This window comes from Cerasicoccus maritimus, assembly GCA_031296935.1.
Taxonomy (GTDB): domain Bacteria; phylum Verrucomicrobiota; class Verrucomicrobiia; order Opitutales; family Cerasicoccaceae; genus Cerasicoccus; species Cerasicoccus maritimus.
This window is the reverse complement of sequence record JAVDPD010000027.1, coordinates 57323-81882: the sequence shown is the minus strand read 5'-3', so window position 1 is coordinate 81882 and position 24560 is coordinate 57323. Positions and strand designations below refer to the sequence as shown.

Genomic DNA, 24560 nt, shown 5'->3' with positions numbered 1-24560 from the left:
ACGGTGAGTTCCTTGGTGCGGAAGCCCGGGCGGGCAAGGTTCACGCGCACGAAGCGCAGGGTGAGCTCCTCGGGCATGGCCAACCATTCCTGCCGGGTGCAGTGGTTGCTTTGTTGAGCCGGGCGCTTGATCGTGGTGATGGCTTCGCGTTGGTTGGCCCGGAGGGGACATTTGCGACGTTGGTGCAGGCGGATGACTGACTCTGCGCCGCGCATCTTCAAGAAGGCATGACAACGATAGGACTCGTAGGCGCGGTCGCCCACCAGCACATCTCCGGCGCCAATCTGCGGCATTACGGCGGTCTCAAACAGGCTGGCTTCGCCCACGTTCCAAGGGCTCTTTTCCCAAGATAGCAACGCGCCGCTGCCCAGATCAAAGACGCCCAAGAGCTGCATGACTGGATGGCCGCAGCCCGGCTGCTGGCTGCCTGGTTGAGGATAGGCGGCTTGGTTCAGAGACCTATCAGCAAGCTGGCAACTCGTGGCGTCGGCCAAGAGCACGCGCCGACCTCGCCAGTCCCAGCGCGAGCTAAGTTGCAACTGCTGGGCCACGCGCTCGCCCTCCTGCTCGATCCACGATAAGGGCAAACGCGCCCGCGCTTGGCAGTAAGCTGAGTTTGCCGAGCTGATCGGCCGCTGCCCATCGGACTCACGATGGGCCTGCACCTCACGCGTGGCCTCACGACAAGAACCACCAAGGAGCACTTGATTGAGAAAAGTCCAAAACGTGGTGCTGCGATCAAATACACGACGATAACCACCACCCGGCGGAAGCGTGATATCCTCGCCGAAAAGGCTTTGCAGTTGACCGCCACCGCCGCCACGCAGATGGTTAAGTTCTTTGTGGAGCCGATGGCTCGGCATCAATTTGGCTCGCCCACACAGCAAGTGAAGTCCTGGAAGGTATTTTGTTTTGCTCACACAAGCAATCTACTAATAGGACGCTGTAAGGGCGAGCTTCATGTCCGTAAAATCAACGATTAGGGACCAAATCTTAGCGCCATTCGGGTCAGTAATCAGCATAACGCAAAAAAGCGTGAAATTATGACTTGCACCCTATAGCCCAACTACCCATATTCCGCGTTTACATTTGATCGGGGCGTAGCGCAGCCTGGCTAGCGCATCTGCTTTGGGAGCAGAGGGTCGGGGGTTCGAATCCCTCCGCCCCGACCATAAATTTCTAATGCGAACTTTTGAAAGGGGTTAGTCCCTTGTTTCGACAGAGACAACAGTAGCTGCTAAACAGCATGATTGTCAATGCTTTGTGGATTCGGATTGGCGGCTCTCAAATTCTCCGTTTACGACAAATCGTGATGTTTCTAAGCAGCTAAATCTGCAATTTTCTCCGTTTGGTGGGCAGAATTCTCCGTTCGCTCTCCGTTTCTCCACTCCTTCCTCCCCTGTTATTTCCCCGCTGGAGTGGCTTTCAGGATAAGCTTACGAACTATAGTATCCTTCCTCCCTTGAGGGTTTTTGAGGCAGTTGGGTCAGATTGTCTCTCTGAATCTTGGACAATCTCTCGACGCCCGTTCACTCGATCACCACCCGGTAAAAGGCTCGATCCCAGTCATCGGGCAACACAAAGAACTGCTTTAAGCTGGTAGTGAACGCATCGAATGAAAACACCTCCTCCCAAGAGTCATTGGATAAATCTCGCGAACAATACACACTGTAGCCATAGCCTGGTGTCAGGTTCTGCATATCCAGGAGAATCGACTCATTCACCAAGCTGATAGCTACTGTTGGAGTAGGCGGAACAAACGCAAAATCGGGCTGCAATGACAAAATCAACCGAAATTCGACCGGGGCTCCAAGCTCGACAATCTCAGGCGGGATTCGATTGGAAACAAATTCGGCATAGGCGTCAGATTGAATCTGGAACTGAATCATCGAATCCCCACGAGGCAACCTGCCATTGATTGAGCGTGTGGTGTTGCCAGGAACCTCCTCTAACTCGATGGAATTCCGACCGGCAATGTTATTATCCACACTAACCCCAATGCTGTAGTAAGACCCATCGCCAGCAGTCACTTCAATCTCAGCACTGTATGCAGTGGGATACGAGGGCCTAATGCCTAGCGCAAGAAAGCCATTCATTGTGCCTGAGGCGGCAATCTGCTCAAAATCGGTTGTAACGGAAGCGCTGTTGTCGGGATCCAAGCTCCCTTCAATGATTAGGGTCACGCCGGTTTCAGTTTCCTCAAAGTGTTGAGTCCAATTTCCACTCCAGCCTGCTCGGGATTCGTATTTCTCAACGCCAAAATCGATGGGGATGTCAAAGTCATCCTGATCCTGAGAGCTGACCGAGAAATTCTCGGTGTATTGTTCGGCGACTGCTGAGCGGGCAAAACTCAAGTTCGTATTGCCAAATAGCGTAAAGCTCAGGTCAAACGCATCGAACCCAGGCGTTGCCATCAGGCTAACGCTCAATGCAGGAAACAAAGATAGCGCTGTGAATACTTTCATGAGCCGAGAGTCGATGGATGCTTGCCTGGATATGTCATTCGCTCAACAAACTAGCCGCTGATAAGCGATGATGTAAAGTCGGGAGAAACTTTCTTGCCCCCAATTCCCCTGCCGCAAGAATGCCTTTAAACCATTGGGAATCATGAGCAGAGAACTGACTTGGAAGAAAGCAATCGACAAGGTCCTATCCGCATCGCCAGAGCCACTTCACTATAAAGAAATTGCTGAACGGATTCGATCCGAGGGACTTCGCAAAAACTTGGGAGCGACCCCAGCAGCTACCGTCAATACACAGATCAGCAGCTCAATCAAAAAATTGGGCGATGCCTCCCCCTATGTTAGAACGGGACGAGGTATTTTTGGGTTAACCAAAAAGGTGACCTCCAGGGTTGAGCGCGATCATGCTCTATCCAGCAAAGAGGACGCAGAGGAAGAACAGTATGCGGTAATCAGTTCATTTGGCATGTTCTGGCGACGAGAGGCAATCGAATGGTCATCAAAGCCAAAGATCCTTGGGATGCAGGACACTGGAGCTGATTCGGTGAACTTTGCTGGCCAGCTCGGGATTTACTTACTCTACGATGGCCGTGAAGTCATTTACGTTGGCCGAGCCACCGAACGTTCACTTGGTCGCCGACTTTATGACCACACTCTTGATCGTATGGCGGCTCGTTGGGATCGTTTCTCATGGTTTGGACTACTTCCAGTTTCAGAAAAAGGTACGCTTGGCACCATGCCAGAAAGTTTCGATTCTCAGAAACTCATACCTGCCTTGGAAGCAATCCTAATCGAGGCCCTTGAGCCCCGTCAGAATCGCAAACGCGGCGATGATTTAGCTGCTGTCGAATACATACAGGCCGAGAATCCTGATTTTAAGAATCGGATTGTGGCTCAAGTCATGAAAGACAAGGGTATCATCTAACGCCATCCCGCATCAGGAAAGACATTACCTGAAACGTTCCTGCTCCCGCTCGATCATTTCAGCATACGCCGAATACATCGCCGTATACACGGAATCGATTTGGGCGTGCATACCCTCGGCAAACTCAACATCCGCAATACCGATCCTCTCAGAATTCATCCCGAGATTGAGCGCCAGAGCGGCATTCACTTTACCAGCCTTGTAGCCAGCTCGGTTAACGTATGCGAAGAACTGCTCCCGGAGCGGGTTTTCAGCGGACTCTGGCATCTTTGTAGATTCAGAGAGTTGATCCGCCAGTTCATCGAGGTGCTGGAGAAATTGGTCACGCGTCTCGGTAATGAGCTTGGTTTCGCTCATGTATGGCGCGTCAACCTCGCCATGCAAGTAACCAACGATTCGTCTGCAATCCTCAGCCATTGGCGTTTGATCGGCCATCTGGGACCGGGCGTAGTGTGCGGCCATCCACCACTCCGATTCATGAGGGTTTGAGGCGATTTCTTTCACGATGCGTGGTTGCATCATGTGTTTCATGATCGTTTCGATACTGTCTACCATACCGTGGTGGTGGCATGACTGCTTGATAAACTTGTCCTCGGATCAGTGGGTAATTGGTGACTCCTGAACACATGGTATTCGATAACATTTTTAAATGTATATAATTTTTCTCCAAGCATGGAATCGAAGAAAACATATCAAGACTTAGACTACGAGTCTGCTGAGAGAATGCTTGCTGATAAATGTAGCGAATACGAAGGTCGACGTTGGGCGTGCGCAATCATGGAACGAACTTCAATGGGCAGTCGCCTAAATATGGGATTTCTTGGCTTGGAGCTAATTAAACCGCTAGAATATGACCGGATAGAAAGTCCGCTTTTACATAGCGTTGGGGGATTAGTCCTTTACGCGAACGATAGTCATGATTCCAGCAGCAGTATAATACCGATATCGTATAACATTGAGAAGATTATAGACCTGACCTACGTGATCGCCAATTCCTCTGATACAGAGTAGATGCGGCAGCAGGGATGTGTGCTCTATCTTTGTTAAAGCGTTCATAGACATTGCTAAGGTCTAGATTTCCCGATAATTTGTCCTCAAGATCGGATAGCTCAGACTTCACCTGCTCAAGATAGCTATCTAGGTTTGGTGCAAATATTTGATTTGAATCATCATTACTAGTGATTCTATCCATAGCCCTCTTAAAGGCATCAGGGTAGATTTCCATCTCAAGGGCGTAGCATTCCTTCAGTAACTCGACAAAGCACAACACTTGATAAGCTTTTCTTTCAATCATTGCGCAAAGCCCGAGCATATATCTGTGGGGGTCTTTTCGAGCTATGTATCCATAGTGCATTGGCTCATCATCTTCTTGCCAGGCATACTTGAAGTTAAAGGGAGGCCTCTTGAACGCTCTGGGTAAGGGAAGGTTTGGATCATCAATAATCAATTGCAGGTAGAAGAATCTGCTTATTATCTTATCAAATAAAAAGCGTCCTCTTTCCGAAACCGCTAAGTGTCTGTAGATAAATGAGAAACTCTCTGATTTATCCGCACATCTGGTAATAACCTCTCTGTCAAAAGTCATTACATTGCATGAATTTGCATCACTCATGCTATTTAGTGAAGCTAGAACCATATTTTCCGAATAGCCTTTACCGGAACACATATCCGTAACGAGTTCATCAATGGTGCTGTATGGCTTTGCCATGCATGAACTGACAATTAGCCACTTGAGCAAATAACTGTGCGGATGACTAAGCACATGACCAGGGATTGCTCTACTCGGAATGATATTCACTAAAAATACATTACAAAAGTAAGATTTGAACTGCTCAAATAGTATATTACCATCAAGCATGTAATAGATCATACCTACCGGGTAAGACTTTACGAATCGATTAAACAGGAAGTTTTCCTTCTTGCTATCATATAGCAAATCATCTCCGGCAGACCAAATGGCCTCGATGAAATATTTAACTATTTCTCTGTATCCAAATCGCGAAACACCCTTAATATAAGATAGAAAAAGCGGCATATCGCTATCGCCTTCGATATTTTTGTTAATCACATCGATCAGGCGATTAATCCGCTCCATATTCTCGGCACTAACTATGGCTTCATGCTCTTTATAATATTCAAGCATTTTAACCTTAGATTCCAAGTAATCTACTTCGCTCGGCGGGATTATCGCGTAACATTCTGACCGCTCAGAGAAATCTTCCCATGAGGTGGTCATTATCGCTTTCAGTGGATTATAAGTCTCTGGCCTACCGACAATAACAATCGTACTACTAAGTCTAGCAAGCTGATCCTCTGCAAAAAACTTCTCTAAAAAATCTCGAAAGCAAGTGAAATGATCAGCCTCTCCTGTTCCATCGGTTTTGTCATTCTCCGAAATGATTCTCGGCGAATTTAAGTAACAAATATAGTCAATATTGTCTAAAATTATGTAGATTTTTCTGCCTCTTTGCCTGATCCTCCTAAGTATCTCTTGTACTCTATCCAGAACCTGCCTGCAATCCGTATCGCATTCTGGGTTTGCGCCATCCAAAAGGCGCTTAAGATCATTAAACGGGTCTCGACAATCACGATAATTATTACGCAAAACCCCTGGCTTACTTAGAATATCTTTAATTTTATTACCAATTGCCAATATCAGCTTATTTACTGTTGGCAGTCGCCTGCCATGAACAGACTCGATGTCAATTCGAACAAAAAACAAATCATTCGAATCAACTAAATTTCGAAATTCTACCGAAATTAATCTATTGATAAGTGTTGTCTTACCCGTTCCAACCGTTCCAACTAGAAACACAATTTCATTCCTTCCGATAGGAGGAGATTTCTGGAAAAGGACTTTCGAGAATTGTTCAGGACTCAATTCCACTGTGCCCAAATCGTGGCGAATTCCTTTACAAATCTTTGACTTCAATATGCAGTTGAAAAAATGACTAGTGGTTTTGGATTTTATATCACTAGGGCGGTCGAAGATCGCACGTGGATGCCCAAAAATACTAGCAATTAGGTCTTCAAATTCTGTGAGTTCCTCAGATCGAAAATCTGCTATTCTTCCATTCGCATACCATTTCGACTCATACTTTTCTGTAAAGCAATTTTTTTCAAGGTAGTCGTTCATACTGTCTTAATGATTGTTAATATAAACGATGAAGCAGCATAGACGAAAAACAAGATAATCGCCATTATGTAAACCATAGCCACGACATTCGCACTAAATCCATTCCTTAAATCAACCACATTAAGTGAAGACTGATATAACCTCTCCATAATTGCGGGTTCTATTTTGGCGATTCTGATCGCATGGGAGATGTCTTCAATATTGTCATACCTGCTCACCCCGTAAGCGCTTTCTATTTCAATATAGAAATTTTCATGCTCCTTATTTTCCGGACCTCTCAGGAAGGCAATAATTTCTTCGATAACCTTGGAAAATGAAATATCAATTTCTTTCATATTCTCAAAATTCGAAAATTTAATTAACGGAGGACAGAAGGTATTAAAAACAGAGTTCCCTATTAAAAATAAAATGCACGATAAATAAATTGAGAGCCATGCGATCGGTAAAGCGATGGTTACGCTGCCCTCCGTCAGCGAGGAAACATAAGCGTTAATCGATACAAGCAATGGGTAGATCAAGAGCCAGACATTTAACTTTTGGATGAAATTTAAATTGCTTATACGCTTTAATGATGACCAACGTCTGTAGCGCTTGTATGTTCGGATTAACCTTATTGAAAAGATTTTAAAACGCTGCTTAATCCTTAGAGATTTCATTTCATGAGTCCTTAATTTTTGAACGAAGAGCCATAGCTTCCCGCTGAATCTCGGGATCATTCTGAAAATGAAGCGCCAACACGACGCGCTTATTGTAGTCATCACCGGGAATGCCCAGACTCTTTTGCACATCGGAAATATACGACTCCACAGTGCGCGTGCTGAGGCCCAGTTTTCTTGCGATAGCTTCGTTGGCGTAGCCAAGGCTCACGCCAGCAATCACTTTCTTTAGAGTATCGTTCATCCTTTTTCTTGTAGCGCCATTGTGGCCGTTGATTGCTAACCGCGTCACGAATCCCGACTGGTCAATAAACTGATATAGTCGGAGCATATGGGATTCACCGCCAGATAGGGTAACCATGCGCTCATTCTGCGCATAGCGCTGAAAATCTGTAATGCCATCATGCTGGCGAACCAACACCTGAGCTTTCACCCACTGAGCGAGTTCACTGCCGCCAACCTGCTTGATGTAATCGAAAAGCTCTCCGGCAAAGGGCACATCAGGGCAGTCATGCCAATCGTAATATGTTCCTTCCTGATTCAATGCATCAACGATTCGCTGTTTGGCGTAGAGCTCCCGATTGAACTTGGCCAGAATCTGCTTAATCGCTTTGCGACTCAGAATCAGTCGATAGCAGGCCACCAGAATGCGTCCGTACTCCTCAACATCATCTGATCCACCTAGAGCAGTAAATGTTCGATTAGCTCGTATAAAATTCAGAAATACCCAGCACGGAGTCGAACCATAGACCTCCCGCACATCCTCATTGTGAATCACCATCCCAATCTGGTCACGACAGTCCAAGAGCCGGTAGGCTTCACGATAGATGCCGGATTCCAGATAATTAAGACCACGAGACCGGAACGCGTAGTCCAGGTGGTGAGGCGCAACGCTATAATTGGAAGCTTCAATCTCACAGAGCATTTTTTGCTCATGAATCGTTTCATCCAAGGCGGGCACCACGACATCAAAATCAAAATTAACCGCTGGATAGGTCATCGCCCCAATCAATTTCCGTCCCGGAGCCAAAACGCCAATGGAAGCCCAATCGTTGGGAATCACCTGACTGAGTTCTTCCATGATAGCGGCATACATCTCCGTTGCCGATAAGGACCTATCAGTGATCCGCAGTTTCAAATCCAACAACACGCGTGCAGCCATGTGACTGATGCCAAACCGGTTCGCGATGCTGTCAGTAGTGTGCCTCATCAGGGTATTTTCGACATCACTACCCAATTTACAGCAAATCAAACTATTTTTTCATTTATGCTAAAAAACACACCGTGCTAGCACGGTAAATCCAAGAAAATGGCCCTATTTTGAACTTAGTCCCCCAAAATTTCAGTGCGCTGCACAGAACTATCAGCCCGCACTAGGAGCATGGAATCATCATGGAATGGACGTCCGGGGATGCATCGACTCCTCAACAATCATCTCTGGACTAATCGGAGCCATCATCGAGTCTACTACTTTTAAGTCGTTCTGTTCCATCGCCCGTATTCGCTGGGCTGGATTCATCTGACGCAGCAAAGCCTCGCGTTCCCGCTGTTCACGGCATCGCATGATAAGCAGCATCGCTGTCGCTGGATCAGGCACCTGCCCCATCAGCAATTTGAGCTTCTGCCGATACCCAACGGTCACCCGCCGGTATCGCAAGATGTCACGCACCAAATCCACAAGCTGCTCATGGGATAATCTGTATGCCATAGTTATCCTAGAAAGTAACTAAGCTTTATATACCTTCCGGCTTCGCAGCATAACCGCAAACCCTAGTGGCAGCACACTACATAATTCCAAGCCCCAAAAAAACGCTTACGCTGAGACTCTCTTGCTAGCAGGCCGAAAACAATCTATGTAATGACACTGACAGTTATATCCTAAAATCGGGGAGAAACTCTTGGGGACGCGCCATAATTCGTCGAGAATTCATTCCGTTCATCCTGAAGAACTGTGTGTCAAACATTACCACATCTTGAGTAATGATTCGCTCAAGGTAAAGTAACACAACTAGCCAAGCAGCCATTGCTGACATGGCATTCCATAGCGTGGCGCTACTGAAACTATTTCCGCGATCGTGTTTTACGTCGTTATATGCGGTCCACCAACGTGGGGGCTGACAATCAAGTTCGCCATCCTCATTTCCATCCCAATCAGACCAAGGCGCAATGACTATTTGGCTGGCCTTAACGCGCATCTTATTCGCAGGCAACACATGGCACATCCCGATATTGGGGAAGTTCTTCAGGATAACTTCTCCTTTTTTATCCAGGCGCCGATACTCCTTTTCAGGATCAGGGTCCAAATGCTTGGCCAGATATCGCGTCAGGATGTCCACCTCTGCTCCAGCCGCCAATAGGATCTTCATATATTCGAGCGAGTATGTCCCATTGTTGGCATCACAGACCTCAACAAATGGGAGTGTGCGCACGAAGTCGGACTCGATTGCCAGGAAATGCTCACGAAAAATAACCAGGTCATGCGGGAAAAGCCCACATGGCGATGCCTCAGCTCCATTTGCCATAGGAGTCAAATTTCATATCATAAGAATACAAACTGACCAGTGCAATTTCCCGCACTAATTCAGGCCATCGATGCTTCCCGGATAATCATCGAAACGCCCCTCGGCTCTGGCCTCGCACGTCTCGAATTAGAGGTATTGTTGCACCGCATACCTTTCGAGCTGGCTGTAAATGGCCGCATAATCCCCATCCGGCTGGATATCGATTGCGACATAGCTGTCATTAGCCCGTTCGAACAATCCGCCCCATGGCGCCAATTGGTCAAGAAGCTCCGACTGCTTCGAGCGTGAAGTAGCGTCAGAAAATAAGACCCGGCATGTCTTGTGTCCACTCGGAGTGACCACTTTCCTGATTTCGGGCCGCGGGTCGCCACGATTGGGCGTCGCCAGCACAACATCCTTGAAATTGAGTCCGTAAGCAAAGAACGGCACGTTCTCCAAACGGTACAGCTCATTGCCCAAAGCCGCAGCCCAGAATGATTCCGATGCGATGGGGTAACTGTTGGGCAAGTAAACAAGTATCTTTTCTAATGGATTCGCCATACCAAGGCATGACGATGGGATTATTATCAGTTTTGCGGCCGATCAGTGGGAGCAGCCAGGGCTCCAAAAAAATCCGATGACGACATTCAGTCTACGTCGAAGGTAACTCGCTTCGCTCAAGGCCGTAACCATAGGGCTCAATCAATTCATGGATTTCATGCAACCGGTCATACAACTTACTCACGACCCGGAGGTCTTGCGCTTTTATGCCCTCAGGCTCCAGCCCGAGATGATCATCCAGCGCCTCCACCACCTTGCTCGCATACCCACGGGCGCCGATGGCATAGCCGATGAACTGCCCTTGCGTTGAGTCCCGCTCCTCGGAGCCAATCCGATCCGCCCGGACCTGTAGATACAGCAGGTAATTTTCCCGCACTTGATGCAGCACACCATGATAGTCCCAGTTCAGGTAGCTGGCCAGTTGTTCCACATACTTCGCCGCATCGGCAAAGAGCGATGGATCATTGCGAAACAAAAGCTCTTCCCCGTATTGGGCTACAATCCACCAGCCAAACTCATCGGGCCGGTTCGCCATCTCCTCGGTAAGACTTTGCCGACGCAGTCGCTTGATCCGTTGTTCAATAGCATTTTCCATAGCATGTGAATCGCCCGAGGGCGCCTTATAAGTTTGGCGGCTAATTACTGGTGCAGAACGACTCCCAACTGCTGAAGCGATTCGCGTTGCGACTGCCACGATGGCATCCGAATCAACTCATCCAGCTGCTCCCATGTCACAGGATCCCTGCTTTCAGTGGTTTCAGGCAAGTTGAGGAGCCATTCCTGGATCTCGGGAGACAGCAGTCGCAGCCGCAGGATTCTCGAGACATGACTGCGATCCACGCCCGCCAGCCGTGCAAGCCCCTCCTGATTACTGACGACTCCCTGATCCAGCATATCGCCATACTTGATGGCCAGCGCCATCAGCCTCGTGACTCGAGGCAGGCGAGTCGGTTTCGCGGATTTGGGCTTTTTTCCCGGGCGAATGCGCTGATGCCCGCAGCGTCCCAGAGCCAGATGAATATCCAAGGTTACTGAGCTCATGACGCGGCCTCCATTTCCAGTCCCCGGACCAGTCCGGCATCGCTAAAGTGCAAGGTCACCTTGCCACCTTCCGCGTCAAATTCGACCTGACGAATCAGGGCCTGCGTAAAATCGCACCGCTCCTGAGCGTTGAAGGATGGCCAGAGGGACTGCAGATCACGGAGCATGGCGACGATGGTTTCCTTGGACGGCAGCGGTTCGGGTTCATCGAAGCTTTGCAGCAGCGCCACGATTTCGCGTTCCTGCGCCTGAAGATGCCGCACCATCGGCAAGGGCGCCTCCAATTCCTCCGACTGCTTAAGTTCCTCACGGATCCGGCGAAGCTGCTGACGAGCAGCCTTCTCCTGCTTCTGGCGCTTTTCTTGATCCTGCTGGGCGGCTTCGGTGAGTTGCTGATACACGAGATCCTGGAGCTCCGCATCACATCCAACCGCCAAGAGTTGCTGAGCGACCAGTGACTCGATTTCGCCAGCGGGTAGCGAGGGAGACGGACAGGCGTGCGGTCCCTCATCACGCTTATGACGGCAGGTATAATAGCGATATTGACGCCCTTGCTTCTGGGTATAGGTATGCACGAAGGGCGCATGACACGCGGTGCAATGGAGCAGCCCTTTGAGCGAAGCGGCATGCCGGTTACGCTTGCGGCTTTCCTCGGTCAAGGAAGTTGAGGCAAGCTGCGCCTGCACCGCATCAAAGAGTTCTGAGTCCACAATCGCTTCATGCTTGCCGGGAAACACTTCGCCCTGAAACGCAATCTCCCCCAAATACAGACGGTTGGTCAGCAGCTTGTGCAGCCCATTAACAGAAAAATCATTGCCGCCCATCACCTTGCCCTGACGGGTCACCCACTTCTTATTCTTCCAGCCCCGCTGCTTGCACTCGCGCACCGTCGCTTTCAGGGAGGCGAGTTCCAGATACAACGCAAACATATCGCACACGCGAACCGCTTCCAGATCGTCGACTATGAGTTCGCCGCCTCCGGGCTTGATCGAATACCCCAGGACCGGACGCCCACCCACGAAACGCCCCTGACGACGCGCGGCGTGCATGCGCTCGGTCACCCGCTCGCGAATAAGCGCCCGCTCGAATTCCGCAAAAGAAATCAAAATGTGCAGGAGCAACTTGCCAATGGAATCGCCCGTATTGAAATTCTGAGTGACGCTGACGATGGAGGCGCCATGTGTTTCGAAAAACTCTGTGAGTTCGAGAAACTGCACCAGACTGCGCGAGATGCGGTCGAGACGATTGATGACCACCACCTTGACCTTGCCCTCCCGAATACGCTCCATGAGGCGGTTAAGCGCCGGACGCTCCAGCGTGCCACCGGAGACATTGTTGTCGTCAAAATGCTCTTCGAGACAGCGCCAGCCGCGATGCTTCTGTGACTCAATGAAACTTTCAGCGGATGCCTGCTGGACCGACAAGGAGTGTACCTCGCGTTCGATATGGGCATCGGTGGATTTGCGCGTATAGATCGCGACCGGGATAATGTCATTAGCTGCGTTCACGGGAACCTCCTTTTTTCAGTCCAAACCACAATTTGCCATTCCAGCGGGTACCGGTGACCTCACGGGCAATCGCCGAGAGCGATTTGAACCAGCGGCTGTCCCACTCAAAACCTTCTTCGAGCACCAGCACTCGAATGTCCCGCCCCTGATACTGACGACGCAGCACCGAGCCGGGCGTCATCTGGGCCTCCGGGCGATAGCTCAACGTCATCGACTCATCTCCATTTGGAGCAGCGACTTGCTGGATGCGCGGGAAACGCTCCTTCACATCACGGTCATCGGCAATCGCGTAGGCCTTCTGGCGCGCTGCCTCGCTGATGTCACCCAATGACTCACGCTGCGCCGCCCACAGGATCTTCGCCACCAGATGCGCCTTGTTGCGAGTCTGTGGCGTATACCCATAATACCCCGCGAACCGCTCCCGAATATCCGACATCCCCATCGAGGCCAACTCGCTGGTCATTGTCTCAACATTAATCAATTCTCCAGTTTTCATGATGGGTGTTGTAGGGCCATAGGTGAAAAGGGAAGACAAGTCTTCTCTGCACCTGTTTGGATTATTTCTGGCTTAACTGTCGCTTCAGCACCTTCACCAGAATTTTTGCGACCACCTGACGCACGTGAGGCGCCTTGGGGTCCGAGGATGGTTGATGGTTCTTGCTGTTCACGCGTACTTGGATGGTTACATAACAACAGCGGCAGCGGTTATGAGCGCGTTTCACGAAAAATAAGAAAAAGCGGGTAAGGCTAAAACAGCCCTTCGCCTAAGTTATCGAGTTCACGCTCTGAAATTTCCCACGAAAACCCATCAATCGACATCTCACCAATCAAGGTTCGCATGCCCTCTTTACCATCATCATCACCCAACCATCCGATCTCAATGTGGTAGATTTTCCAAGTATCGAATTGACTGATGTCGACTTCGATCAGGCCATTATCTGAAATGTCACACCTCGTATCTTTCTCAATCGAGTTAAAGGGAGCATGGTAGCCAACCCCAACCATCGCGGCGAATGCACGATCAAACCCTAAATCACCACGGATTGCCTGAGCGCCATTGTCAGGCTTGCCGCCAAGCGCATTCCACATATCAACCACCAGTGTCTGGATGCTCGACATCCATTGTTTTCGCAAGATCTGCGATCTATCTGTATTGCATTTTACTCTATATCCAATTCTTGAACCCATGTTGCTATTTACCTCATAGGCGACTGCTACCCTGTCGCTTGTCTACTCTTGGTAAGACAAGCGCTCAGACAGCTAATTGTGTAACGAACTGAATCCACGGCGGTAACCATTATCCCGACCCCAAATACCGCAGCAACGTAATGCGTTTATCTTGCACCACCGGAATATCGCCATTTGCCCGAATATCTTGCTGTGAGCGTGCAACCGCTTCGGCCACCTCCCCTTCCCAGTCGCAAGGACATGCCGCGCCATAAGTGGATGCCATGTAATCGACCGAGGTAAAAGCTTTGCCGCCCTTCACACTTGAATCGTAGCGATGCCCATCGGTGATTTCGATGACGACTTTCTTCTTCATGCGCCCACCTGCCATTGCTGCCGCAGGCGCTGCATTTCACTGATCTGGAAGTTGATGCCTCGCGGCAGGATATACCGCCTGATTTCGGCCTCTTCCACTGCGGTGAATGTCTCATCGATCCCGAAATGGACCAATACGTCATCAAGCGACTCCTCGACATCAATGCTGTCGAAGGGAAACTCAACCTGGCTAAGCAGGTATTCAATTATCTGATGGATGTGGTAGTTCGTCATTTGTATGTTCTCTGTGACGCCCAGGCTTATGTGGGCATCATCGACACCTCCCGTGAACGATGATGCACACGTGAGCTCCCGGGCCACAGACATGAGACAATAGCAGAGGAACAATCCACTTCCTGAATATTGAAATTCAGTTGCCCGTTTATCCGAAGAAAATGGAATTCCTCAATGTCGGGATTGGAAAAACGCAACAGACCGCAATCAGCTCCTCCACTGACTCAACCAAACACCAGTCAGGACGCCCCGCGAGATCACCAGGCAGATCAAATCGACGTTTGCATTCCCGGACAAGGTCGAGTCGCTCTTGCCAGTTCAACGGCGCAAGGTGAATGGCGAACACACTGCGTTCATATCGCTTCCGCTTCTGTGCGATGGCGCAGACGAGCAATCGCTGAGTAATGCTCTCCATCACAATGGAGCCGCCCTCCAGAAATTCCAGCAGTGCGAGATCAAACCCACCGGGCTTCTCATTGAGCCATACACGGGCTTGGGCCAAGGCTGAAGCATCATCAACCGATGGAACAAAAACTCGAATAATCCTTATTAGCAGTTTCGTGAAGCCCGTGTACGTGGACTCCACCTCGAGGTCGAGCGCCGCAATGGCATCCCGCAGTGGCTCGTCAATATACCTGCGCAGGACTGCTGGATCCAGTTGCCCGAAGATGTCATCCAGAATTTCCCTCGCGTGCTTCATGCAAATAAAGCGGATGTTATCAACGCAGGGTTTCACCGTACAGGCGCCACCCGATAATCAGCTCTTAGTTCGTTTGGATGCGAACCGCTGCACCCGGCGCAAAAATGATGGCGAGAGCACCGGCTGGTCAGGATACAACAGCTCCCAGGGCTCCAGTTCGAAGGCGCGAGCCAATTGGACCAAGGATGATAGCTTCACGTCTTTTTTCCGGCCCGCTTCCAGTGACTGGTAATGCTTATAGCTTAAAGACGCCATCTCAGCGACACCTTCTTGAGTGAGCTTTGCGGAGAGGCGTAAGGATTTAAGACGTTCGGCGAGTTTGTAGTGATAATCTTCCAAATGCCGAAAATAATACTCGACAAGCGACGCCCTTAACACCATCCACAGAAGGTGATTAAGCACCGTCCGAAGACGGTCTCAATGTTATGAAACACCTACTGTATATCCTGATTCTTGGCCTCACTCTGCAATCTGCACAGGCCGGCTATCTCTTTCTCAAATTAGTCGATGAGCGTGAACGGCTCGTCAAGGACGCCCAGTTTTACTGGAAATATCCCGATGAAGCCAGCTACCGCGCATTCGGCGATCAGGGCATTGGAACCGTGGATGCCTACTCGCGGTTGCAGCGCTATCAGAACTACACACAGCCCTACAATTACCGTCTCGGTAAAAGCAGTAGTCCCACTCGAATGATCGATCTGAAAATTGTCGCTCCGGGCTACGAGGTCCAGCAGTGGTCCCAAACGTGGCCCAACCGCAATCCGGGGTTTCAGACCATTGTGCTTAATCCCGTTCGAAGCAAATCACAGGATCGCCACGAACACAGGCCACGAAAGCCAGTCTCGGAAAGCATTACCATCGAGTTTGACCGCAGGTCTCAGCAGCAGATTCGGTGGCCAACGACAAGAATCACCGCCCTCGAGCCAATGGTCCCCGACAGTAAGTCGGGCTACTGGGCGTATAATGTATACGGCGAGCAGCAGGGCCGAGGACAATCCAAGCAGATTCGCTGGAAGTTCCTTAATGATGATGGCGCCCCAGTCACCCAAACGCATCGCAGCAGCGAATTCGGACTCACCGTAGAGGCCAAAGTCACAGGCAAGCAGATCACGGTCACGGTTACTTTTCCAGAATCCTAATCATCTAAACCAACCATCAACCAACAAAATACAATGAATAACCGATTATACCTAATCCTCTTCTCCCTGCTGGCGCTGCCAATATTGGCGCAGGCCGATGTCACTGTCACCCTCAAGGGTGCGGATCCCAAAACAACGCATCAATACGAGATCTACAGCGGCGATGGACGAAAAATTTCGGGCGGCGGCATCGCACGCGGAGAAAATCCGTTTGAAATCATAACCGCGATGTTTGGCCGCAATCACAAATCGCCCTACACGATTGTCATTTCCAAACACGTTGGCGGACCCGATGCGCGGGGCCAGTTCAAGACGCGCAAAGTAGGCGAAGGCACCGTCCAACGAGCCGTGGGTAAGATCACGATCCAGTGCAACTAGCCCTTGAGATCTTCTTGGATGGCGCAGGCAGACTTCACACCGATTACTGGCTAAGAACTGTAAGAATTTGTCTGCGTCATCACATGAGATACGCCCTCCTTAAAATTCCTCATAATAGAAATCCCCCTCAGACTCAGTTTGTTGAGTCGCGCCCGCAACCGGCGAGCGACGATTCCCCGAGAGTTCTCCCCTCACCTCCTCCGCAGATCGGTAGTAGCGTTCATATGAGTCTTGGATAATACCGGACACATCCCTGCGCACTGGCTCAGTCAGTGGCAATGTCCTAAGTTTGCACACCTCCGTATCCAGCCGGGCAAACATGGTATAGGGTTCCAAGCTCGCCAGATCATCCGCAGTGACACCCTTGCGGGAAAAATCTTTGGCAAGATAGCTGGCGTCATGGCGGTCCAGTCGCCCGAGAATGGCACAACCAACTGTTGATAACGCATCAATCTGCGAAGCCCTCCCGAATTGCTTGAGATACTGATTCGCCAGAACCAGTCGCACCCGGTATTTTCGCGCCTGCGTAATCAGGCTTTCAATGGTGTCAGGACCAACAAAGAGGTGGCACTCATCCAAATACACGCCAAATGACCGACGTCGTTCGTATGACGTCTGACTCCTGCCCAAGGCCGCAGTCATGAACTGCGTGAGCAAAAATGAGCCAAGATGACTTCGGGCTTCCTGTCCGATTGTGGATAAGTCGACCAGCAGAACGCTTCCCTCATCCATCACCCTCGGAATCCCAATCCGGCTTTCGCGCTGGGAATACATGAGCTGGATCGTGCCGCCAGACATCAGTTTATCCAGCTTGTGAGCGGGAGCCGCCAGATCGCTTCGCTTATACGCCTTCATAAAATCATGCTTCCAGAACGTGCAAACCGTATCATCAGCAGCATTACTGACGATGAGCTCACGCAGCGCAGCGCCACTTGGCGTATCCCGGATCAGGTCATACAGATCACGCAAGGTGGCCTGCGGTTTGGCCTGTAGCAGCCCGAGGAGTCCATTTCGCAGCACATGGGCCAGCCGGTCTCCCCAGGCAGTCGATACCCGTTCAATGCTGGCGAGCATATCATCAGCCAGACGGTGGAGATTGGCGCCATCCTCCAAATGAAGCGGATTCCAGGCGGGAACAACGTTGGGATTTCCAGCATCCAACCAGATAACGCGATGAAGGTGCTCTTCGGGCAATCGGGTCAGGATATCTTTGACCGCATCCCCGTGTGGATCAATGAAGACCAGCCCATGCCCTTCGGCGACATCCTGCAGCGCCATGTGGATCATCACGGATGTTTTCCCCGATCCCGATGATCCCATGAGGTGCACCGTTCGCTCGCGAAGTTCGGACGGTATTCGGATGGGAACATCCACTCCGGTATTCCGGGCCAGCCCAACGACAACGCCTTCAGTGGTTGCATCCAGATCACTGGCAAAATCGCTCGCAAGCTCAATGGGCAGTTGTCGCTCGGTAACGACCCTGGCATCGAAGGTATGGACGAAGCTGACCAGTTCCTGTGAGTTGCACAAAAAGCCGTTTCGATGCACGACGCCCTGTTCCAACATCCGCCGTTGACTGTTGGATGGCAGGACCGGCGCGTAGTCGTCCTGATCGAGATAGGTTAGTTGCTTGGCGTTTTGCTGTAACAATCCAAGGAACGTGGTCAGGGATTGCATATCGTTTGGCGCAACGGGCTTATCACTAATCATACCAATGCGAATCACGGTGGCAAAAAATGGTTTATCCGGATCAGCTTTGCGCTCCAAGCGCTGCGTCATCAACTTCAGCTCCGTTGAGGGGAGCTGGCTGGCATACTGCAAACTTCGTCCATCCCGGTGGGCATGATACAGATACTCCAAATCGTAAATCGTCTCAATGTTTTCATGCCAGGCATGGCTGACCGGCTGGAACACGCACTGGTAAAATCCGACAACATCCTCAGGCAAGTAGCTCAGGGCGCAGAGCAACGACTCAAAGGGCGTGAAGACAAACTCATCATGTCGGGTCAGACTGCCATGATACGGGGCGGCTGGATAATAATCGCGAAACGTCAGATGTTTCGCTTGCCTCAGGCAGTTTCGAAAGGCGCAGGTTTCAGGTCTCGTCAGTTGGCAGGACTGATGCTCCCCATTAAATGCCGTTTGGAGTACGCCCGCATCGTCCTGATTGATCCGGAATTGCAGTTGGATATCCTGACTGTTTCCGTGGATCTCAAAGGTGGCAGGGGAGGAAATTCGGGTCAGTTCCTTGAGGAATCGTTCGCTGTGAACCCATGAGAATTCCTGTTGCGGTGAGAGCCAAAGCCGGAAAATGGCTGGATCGAGCATGGGCTTTGGTTCGCAAATGATCTCATTTGCAAGTGTCCGAAGATGACGGTATGGCGGGATCAATGCCACTGGTTCGGGCGAGATTTCCGAGGAACACCCCTTGAGCAACTCCGATTCCAGGATGCGTTCAATCTGCCGCCCTTGCAGAAAAGATCGGGATCGCTGAATCATGGCCGCTTCAATAGACATCTCTGCCATACAAGCGGTGGAAGCAGCGGCAGTGTTTCAGTCTTGTCAATGTGGCATGATTTTCTGCTACTGAAACTTATCTAGAGGAAATACTTCACATGAAAAGCAAAGCAATTAAGATCCCCATTGACGGAAGTTGGACTCTGGATGATTTATATACTTTTCCCCGAACTTATTCACAGGTCTATGGGTTAGTATATGCTCTCGAAGCAACGCTCAACAGAAGTAGAGTCGACTACAGGGAAAATGCATTTACGAAGCATCCGTGGCGAGGTGGATACAGCGCTGTTAATTTTTACAACAATCTTCATACGCTCACTCCCCGTGATGAACGCCCACAAGTTGTTTCTCTACAATACGCCTCTCCCGGTTGGATAGAACTGACAATGGTTGCTACGGTAGCCCGTAATATCAAAAAAATCGTTAAGGCATTCTGCGCAGCCGGTCGCGAAATCGCAGACCTGTATGATTACATTCAAAAAGGCATCACAGAACGTGAACTACGCAAAATAGAGGTACAAAGAAAAAAGCTAGATTTAGATAAGGAAACCATCGCCTTCATAAAAGAATCAGGCCATGAGCTCGCTGAGATGATGGACTTTCCATACTATGAAGAAATAAATGAAATAACCAAAAACCCACTTACCACATTAAAAATACTACTATCTTTTTATCGGAGAATACGAACATTGGTAGAATACGAAAAGTCAGGCAGAGCTAAACTAGCCTCGATGAAGCCAAGCGCTAAGAACAGAAAAAACTGAGGCTGAGAAAACAAATAATCTCCAATTACCTCATATGAATCCACTCCTGAAATTCCGTCCGCATCTCCAGCCAATGACGGATCAACACATACCATGACTGGGCATATTTCTCGGGTGGATCGTCGACGACCTGCTCAGGCAACACTGAGCGGAACCGAACGATGAACGCCTTGGTCACCGCGAGTTTGGCAGCATAATCGAGTGGATCAATGGCTTGGTGAAAGACGTATTGGATATGGCTCTCCACACGCTCTTTTCGCAAGGTTTGCAACATCCGCTCAAGGATTACTCGTCGGCCACCCGGAGTTTCGGCATCAGTGGTTGCCCCCTTGATTCCACCGTTTCGAGCATAGGCTCGTTCCACGAGCGCATACGCATCTGATGCCAAATTATCCGATTCAAGGCATCCATCGACAGCTCGCATCAGTGCGGCATAAAAGGAGAAAACCAGATCATGAAAGCTCCCTTCAATTGGAATCTGGAACAGGTTGAAGGCTCGATCCATTGGAGCGCACAATTGCTCGTAAATGGCCGCCTCATCCAATTCAGACAGAATCGCATCCAAGATTATCTCGGCGGCATCGCATGAATCAGAGAAATCTTCGACACCGTGAGTGACTACCGAGACAACCGCAATATTCCCCTCAATTGCCCGCAGCAGTTGCTGAAAGTCCGCCGTATCCTCGCTTCCAACTAATGGCGCCAGTCGCATGACCTCACTGGAGGCAATCAACGGAAACCGCAGTTTGAGGCGCCTGACTGCTGGTGGTATGGATTGTAACAGCGCATGCAACTCTCGACCGACGCCATGAGGATACTGCCCGTTCTTGACGAGAAACCGAATCCACGCCCCAAGCACCTCCTGAATGCGGACCATGTCAGTATCACGTAAATGTTGCTCGAGCACCCGGATGAACCGATTTCCCTCGCCAAGCCCAAGGTCGCGAATGACCGTCGAGTCCGCAGATTCTCGTCCGTAATACCCGCAGGTCAACGAGGCAAGAAACAGATCGTGTTCGGCAAAGGCCAACGTAAGAGCTTGTGAAAACTGAGAAATCGGTTGCAACCGCACCCGGAATCGAATTTTGCGAAACGCTAAATCGATCCGTTCACGCTCATCACCGGATGGCAGATCACTCGAGGCATCGAATTGCGGATACACAAAACACATCCCTTTCCCACGAGTAACCACCGCCTGCACCTTCTGATCAAGGCTGCGCACCATCCGAATATCGCCCGCCGATGAAGCGATGTGTCCGGTTGCAACCACACTCGATTTAACTGGCATGCCACAGGCTGCACCAAGTAAGGCCAAGGCAATCGGAACGTCCACAGAAAACCCTGACACTCTAACGGCTGCCTCCATGCTTGAAGCAACAGCTGGATTGACCACCGATAGCTCAAAGCATGGAAGCGATACATCCAGTTCAGTGAGAATTGAATCAATGAGCGGCAGGACAGTTGCCCGAATATGCCTCTTTATTCGGTGATCGAATACGCCAGGACCAGTGAAGGTTATTCGGGAACGATGTTTCGAGACGACCTTGGCAATGATTTCAGTGACCAGCGCAGTACCATCACCGGCAACCAGAACTGCGTTTACCCGGCTTGCCATTGGATGCGAAGGGTTCCCTGGTGTAGGCCAGGAGTCAGCGAAAGGATGATTTCGCCATCAAGGAGTGTGGTTTCAAACGAAACCCGATCTTGGGCATCGTCCGTATCCGCAGCCACCGGAAGCGTGTCATGGTCCACCAAAAATAACTCTTTCGCGTCAAGATGCTGCTTCCAGATAACCCGTCCAGTTGACAGCGTGAGCGTGTAGTGACCGGGTTCGGTCAGATCAATTGCCGCATCCCGAGCATGCAGATCGATCTTTGCAACCTCGTTATCGTTTACCGACAGCGCCGCAGAACACTCAGCAGAAGCGGCAACCACTTCCATAAAGTCAGCAAACTGCCTCTGCGATTCGGGATCCAGATCCTTGATCGCGGCAAACGCAGCGGCCAGTTCCTCCCGACTCGCGCCATTTCGGTAGGCTTGTTGCAGACGGGCGATGTATGCGAGTTCTCCGCTCATGACCGGCCTCCCTCATTGATGGATTCAACGACCGGCCATACCGAGGCTGCAACCGCTGTCTCACGAAAGGCGGCATGTTGCGCCAGCACTTGGGCGGTGTTGCGCCACAGATCAGGAACCTGCCGTGCGCCTGATTTCCCAGGAAGAGCCTGCCCACCTCGAATACGTTGGTTTCGTGATCCCGTACTCCTGTGCAATCTGGTGGTCATTGACCTCACCAGCGGCGATCTCCTCAAAAATGCGCAGCACCATCTCTCTCACCGCCAACGGCCCCAGAGCGGCAATGGCGCTTCGTTGCTCATCGATTCGGTCAGCTTTTTCTTCCGCCACCGCCTGCGCCAAGCCCTGTGATTCCAGCCGCTGCACAATGTTTGAGGGGATGTCGCTCTGAGGTAGCACTAACTGCCCTACTCCATCATCCAAGCTCACCGGCTCTCCCGATCCAAAATGCGCATCAACCAGGGCCTGAATACGATCCCGCTCCCCGACACGAGCGGCATCGGCATCTGGCGCATGTTCTTCCAACCAGGCAAGGCGAGCCCGCCCGGAAATATGCCGGGGAAAGCGCAGTGTGAGCGTTCCAGAGTCCATTCGCCAAACATAGCGGCTGGAATGCAACGAACGTTTCACCTCCTTGAGGCAAAGCGAAAAATGCCGGAAGACCATCCGCTCAAGCAGACGAGCCAGTTCGTATTCACGCCCAATGGAGGCAGCGTCATTGCCGGTGAAGTGAATCAGGACAGCCCGAAAATAATTGCGACAATCCACACCCTGGCCATCGGCAGGCAACCGGGAGAATCGTTCCTGACACAGATCAGCCGCGCCCTCGACAATGGCATGACTCCAGCCGCGTGACAAGGCCCATGACCGTAGCGAGTGCAGATACTGCGTGAACAGCATCCGTTGCCCGGCCTCCTGCTGAAAAACCGTGCGACGGTTGTGTAATTCCGCTAACGCCTCGGGATTCGCATCATCCACGATGAGTCGCAGAAGTGTGTACAGCGGCAATGATGGATAGTCTGTTGCTACAGTAGATTGACCGGGAAAGGGAACGGCTTTCGTCATCGTGACAGCAGCGGTTGGCGTTGCGCGTTCATCCACTCGGGATGGCGAACATAGACTTCCCACATACGAGGCCTGAGAGCATCCTGACCGGTTATGGGATGCTGAACGACCATGGACCCCTTGATGTAGGTATCCCGCTGCTCCCAAATAGAAGATGGCAAAAGCAGGCGATGCTCCTCGAAGTACTCGCTGCCATCCTGATGCATCAGGTCATAATCACGCTCCAATCGACCGCCATAGGCGATCTCGAAGTAACTGTCGATGAGCGCATACAACAGTTCACTCACCAGTTCCTGTTGAACCGCATCGACATATTGCTCGACGCTCTTGCGCAGCCCCCGGCCTTCGATTGCTTCGAACACCACCTGACGCTGCGCTGCCCCAAAGACTTTCTCCAATCGTTCCTGGATAATCTTGAGGCCATGCGTGTGCCCATCAGTGCTAACCGAGTCGCCATACAACAAATAAACCGTCACCCGGTGTAGGAGCGCGACAAACTCAGCCTCAGAACACACCCGCCAATCGTTGCCCTCAAGCGCCAGGAAACGCTCATTGATCAGCGCCTGCGACTTGCGGTGGCAGAGAAGAATCTCCTCCAGGAACTGTGCAAGCTCCGGCCTCATTTACATCCGAAAGAAGGCTTCCTCGGTGCGGCGAAGGTTGCGCAGATAGGTCTCAATCAGCGCCTTGTAATCACTGGCGTATCGCTCGGGATGATCCGTATCCGCGCCATCCAGTTTCAGGACAGCAACCAGCTCACGAATCAGCGCCACCTTCTCCGGCCAGGCATTGGGCGTGACATACGTATCCAGCACATGATTGGTGTAGCGTCGCAGCGCATCCTCGCGAAGCTCATCGGCAATCACATCCAGAATTTTTCGCATTCCGCCATTGAGTCCGGTATTGGCTTGCGTGTAAGCGCTGAGCAGGTTGCCCCCACTGCGTTTGTGGTGACGCTCGACAATTTCCTTGGCCATTTCCTCCGCTTGAAAGTCGGGCAACCGTCCTCCCAGGCAAGTTTCATGGTGATAATTCAGGTAATCGCCAATGACCGAGATAAACTCGTGCATATCCTGAACCGTGTTGGAATCCAGGCGATACGAAATCCGCGCATCGTCATGCGCGTTACTGACCGAGAGCAAGGCCCGAGGCTCCAGCTCACGCTTAATGTGTTCAATCGTTCTCATGGGATACGATTACCATGTCTGCTTACAGACCCAGCAGGCATGCGGCCCACCATGACCCGATGGCTTTTCACAGACATTCGACCAACATTCGGGACAGGATGAACCGCATGAACCGTAGCCGTGATGATGATCCTCCTCACAGGTGCAGGTTACCGAGGTCTCGGGCGT

The 24560-nt window shown here is 50.9% G+C and carries 28 protein-coding genes and 1 tRNA gene; 5 read left to right on the top strand and 24 right to left on the bottom strand.

Features of this window, described 5'->3' with window-relative positions:
* A partial coding sequence (locus RBB62_RS15980) for a transposase (protein ID WP_309400047.1) occupies positions 1-863 on the bottom strand: 863 nt, incomplete at its 3' end.
* Positions 864-1094: 231 nt separating this feature from the next.
* Here RBB62_RS15980 and RBB62_RS15975 point away from each other — a divergent pair.
* Positions 1095-1172, top strand: a tRNA-Pro gene (locus RBB62_RS15975).
* A gap of 357 nt (positions 1173-1529) precedes the next feature.
* Here the strand turns inward: RBB62_RS15975 and RBB62_RS15970 are convergent.
* The gene (locus RBB62_RS15970; protein ID WP_309400045.1) at positions 1530-2465 is read right to left on the bottom strand and encodes a hypothetical protein; all 936 of its coding nucleotides are present in this window, start codon (positions 2463-2465) and stop codon (positions 1530-1532) included.
* Between the two features lie 142 nt (positions 2466-2607).
* Between RBB62_RS15970 and RBB62_RS15965 the strand changes: the two genes are divergently transcribed.
* Positions 2608-3387 (top strand): HTH domain-containing protein, encoded by a 780-nt coding sequence (locus tag RBB62_RS15965; RefSeq protein ID WP_309400043.1) that lies wholly within the window; start codon positions 2608-2610, stop codon positions 3385-3387.
* A gap of 24 nt (positions 3388-3411) precedes the next feature.
* Here the strand turns inward: RBB62_RS15965 and RBB62_RS15960 are convergent, their stop codons facing one another.
* The 16 genes from RBB62_RS15960 to RBB62_RS15885 form a co-directional block, all read right to left on the bottom strand.
* The gene (locus RBB62_RS15960; RefSeq protein ID WP_309400042.1) at positions 3412-3942 is read right to left on the bottom strand and encodes a hypothetical protein; all 531 of its coding nucleotides are present in this window, start codon (positions 3940-3942) and stop codon (positions 3412-3414) included.
* Positions 3943-4351: 409 nt separating this feature from the next.
* On the bottom strand, positions 4352-6523 hold the full coding sequence (locus RBB62_RS15955; protein WP_309400041.1) for an ATP-binding protein: 2172 nt from the start codon (positions 6521-6523) through the stop codon (positions 4352-4354).
* A complete protein-coding gene (locus RBB62_RS15950; protein WP_309400040.1) occupies positions 6520-6858 on the bottom strand; it encodes a hypothetical protein in 339 nt (112 codons plus the stop codon). Before RBB62_RS15950 ends, RBB62_RS15955 begins: the two co-directional genes overlap by 4 nt.
* Positions 6859-7180: 322 nt before the next feature.
* Positions 7181-8341, bottom strand: a complete 1161-nt coding sequence (locus RBB62_RS15945; RefSeq protein ID WP_309400039.1) for a LuxR C-terminal-related transcriptional regulator — start codon at positions 8339-8341, stop codon at positions 7181-7183.
* Between the two features lie 228 nt (positions 8342-8569).
* Positions 8570-8887, bottom strand: a complete 318-nt coding sequence (locus RBB62_RS15940) for a hypothetical protein (RefSeq protein ID WP_309400038.1) — start codon at positions 8885-8887, stop codon at positions 8570-8572.
* Between the two features lie 163 nt (positions 8888-9050).
* Positions 9051-9701 (bottom strand): hypothetical protein, encoded by a 651-nt coding sequence (locus RBB62_RS15935; RefSeq protein WP_309400037.1) that lies wholly within the window; start codon positions 9699-9701, stop codon positions 9051-9053.
* A 126-nt stretch (positions 9702-9827) separates the two neighbouring features.
* The gene (locus RBB62_RS15930) at positions 9828-10241 is read right to left on the bottom strand and encodes a DUF4265 domain-containing protein (protein ID WP_309400036.1); all 414 of its coding nucleotides are present in this window, start codon (positions 10239-10241) and stop codon (positions 9828-9830) included.
* 91 nt (positions 10242-10332) lie between these two features.
* Positions 10333-10836, bottom strand: coding sequence for a hypothetical protein (locus RBB62_RS15925; protein ID WP_309400034.1), 504 nt, complete (start codon positions 10834-10836; stop codon positions 10333-10335).
* A 44-nt stretch (positions 10837-10880) separates the two neighbouring features.
* Positions 10881-11282, bottom strand: a complete 402-nt coding sequence (locus RBB62_RS15920) for a hypothetical protein (RefSeq protein WP_309400032.1) — start codon at positions 11280-11282, stop codon at positions 10881-10883.
* On the bottom strand, positions 11279-12790 hold the full coding sequence (locus tag RBB62_RS15915; protein WP_309400030.1) for a recombinase family protein: 1512 nt from the start codon (positions 12788-12790) through the stop codon (positions 11279-11281). The genes RBB62_RS15920 and RBB62_RS15915 overlap by 4 nt, the downstream gene beginning before the upstream one ends.
* Positions 12777-13286 (bottom strand): DUF2924 domain-containing protein, encoded by a 510-nt coding sequence (locus tag RBB62_RS15910; RefSeq protein ID WP_309400028.1) that lies wholly within the window; start codon positions 13284-13286, stop codon positions 12777-12779. Before RBB62_RS15910 ends, RBB62_RS15915 begins: the two co-directional genes overlap by 14 nt.
* Before the next feature lie 251 nt (positions 13287-13537).
* Entirely contained in the window at positions 13538-13909 is a 372-nt protein-coding gene (locus RBB62_RS15905; protein WP_309400026.1) for a hypothetical protein, read from the bottom strand.
* 178 nt (positions 13910-14087) lie between these two features.
* Positions 14088-14333, bottom strand: a complete 246-nt coding sequence (locus RBB62_RS15900; protein ID WP_309400024.1) for a hypothetical protein — start codon at positions 14331-14333, stop codon at positions 14088-14090.
* The gene (locus RBB62_RS15895; protein ID WP_309400023.1) at positions 14330-14566 is read right to left on the bottom strand and encodes a hypothetical protein; all 237 of its coding nucleotides are present in this window, start codon (positions 14564-14566) and stop codon (positions 14330-14332) included. The genes RBB62_RS15900 and RBB62_RS15895 overlap by 4 nt, the downstream gene beginning before the upstream one ends.
* A gap of 148 nt (positions 14567-14714) precedes the next feature.
* Positions 14715-15266, bottom strand: a complete 552-nt coding sequence (locus RBB62_RS15890; RefSeq protein ID WP_309400022.1) for a hypothetical protein — start codon at positions 15264-15266, stop codon at positions 14715-14717.
* A 57-nt stretch (positions 15267-15323) separates the two neighbouring features.
* Positions 15324-15605 carry a helix-turn-helix domain-containing protein gene (locus RBB62_RS15885; protein WP_309400021.1) on the bottom strand — a complete coding sequence of 94 codons (282 nt, stop codon included), beginning with the start codon at positions 15603-15605 and terminating at the stop codon, positions 15324-15326.
* Between the two features lie 86 nt (positions 15606-15691).
* Here RBB62_RS15885 and RBB62_RS15880 point away from each other — a divergent pair, with 86 nt between their 5' ends.
* Together RBB62_RS15880 and RBB62_RS15875 are read left to right on the top strand one after the other, a co-directional pair.
* Positions 15692-16405: a hypothetical protein gene (locus RBB62_RS15880; RefSeq protein ID WP_309400020.1), complete on the top strand. Its 714-nt coding sequence runs from the start codon at positions 15692-15694 to the stop codon at positions 16403-16405.
* Positions 16406-16438: 33 nt separating this feature from the next.
* Positions 16439-16783 (top strand): hypothetical protein, encoded by a 345-nt coding sequence (locus tag RBB62_RS15875; RefSeq protein ID WP_309400019.1) that lies wholly within the window; start codon positions 16439-16441, stop codon positions 16781-16783.
* 99 nt (positions 16784-16882) lie between these two features.
* On the opposite strand, the gene RBB62_RS15870 is transcribed toward RBB62_RS15875, so the two are convergent.
* Positions 16883-19300, bottom strand: a complete 2418-nt coding sequence (locus tag RBB62_RS15870; RefSeq protein ID WP_309400018.1) for a type IV secretory system conjugative DNA transfer family protein — start codon at positions 19298-19300, stop codon at positions 16883-16885.
* Between the two features lie 98 nt (positions 19301-19398).
* Here RBB62_RS15870 and RBB62_RS15865 point away from each other — a divergent pair, with 98 nt between their 5' ends.
* Positions 19399-20064, top strand: a complete 666-nt coding sequence (locus RBB62_RS15865) for a hypothetical protein (protein ID WP_309400017.1) — start codon at positions 19399-19401, stop codon at positions 20062-20064.
* A gap of 25 nt (positions 20065-20089) precedes the next feature.
* Here RBB62_RS15865 and RBB62_RS15860 read toward each other — a convergent pair whose 3' ends face one another.
* The 5 genes from RBB62_RS15860 to RBB62_RS15840 all read right to left on the bottom strand — a co-directional run bounded on the left by RBB62_RS15860 (position 20090) and on the right by RBB62_RS15840 (position 24392).
* Positions 20090-21679: a hypothetical protein gene (locus tag RBB62_RS15860; protein WP_309400016.1), complete on the bottom strand. Its 1590-nt coding sequence runs from the start codon at positions 21677-21679 to the stop codon at positions 20090-20092.
* Complete coding sequence (locus tag RBB62_RS15855) at positions 21664-22140, bottom strand: hypothetical protein (RefSeq protein ID WP_309400015.1); 477 nt, start codon at positions 22138-22140, stop codon at positions 21664-21666. Before RBB62_RS15855 ends, RBB62_RS15860 begins: the two co-directional genes overlap by 16 nt.
* A 111-nt stretch (positions 22141-22251) precedes the next feature.
* Positions 22252-23241 (bottom strand): hypothetical protein, encoded by a 990-nt coding sequence (locus tag RBB62_RS15850; RefSeq protein WP_309400014.1) that lies wholly within the window; start codon positions 23239-23241, stop codon positions 22252-22254.
* Positions 23202-23828: a hypothetical protein gene (locus RBB62_RS15845; protein ID WP_309400012.1), complete on the bottom strand. Its 627-nt coding sequence runs from the start codon at positions 23826-23828 to the stop codon at positions 23202-23204. Before RBB62_RS15845 ends, RBB62_RS15850 begins: the two co-directional genes overlap by 40 nt.
* Positions 23829-24392, bottom strand: coding sequence for a hypothetical protein (locus RBB62_RS15840; RefSeq protein WP_309400011.1), 564 nt, complete (start codon positions 24390-24392; stop codon positions 23829-23831).
* Positions 24393-24560: the final 168 nt, after the last annotated feature.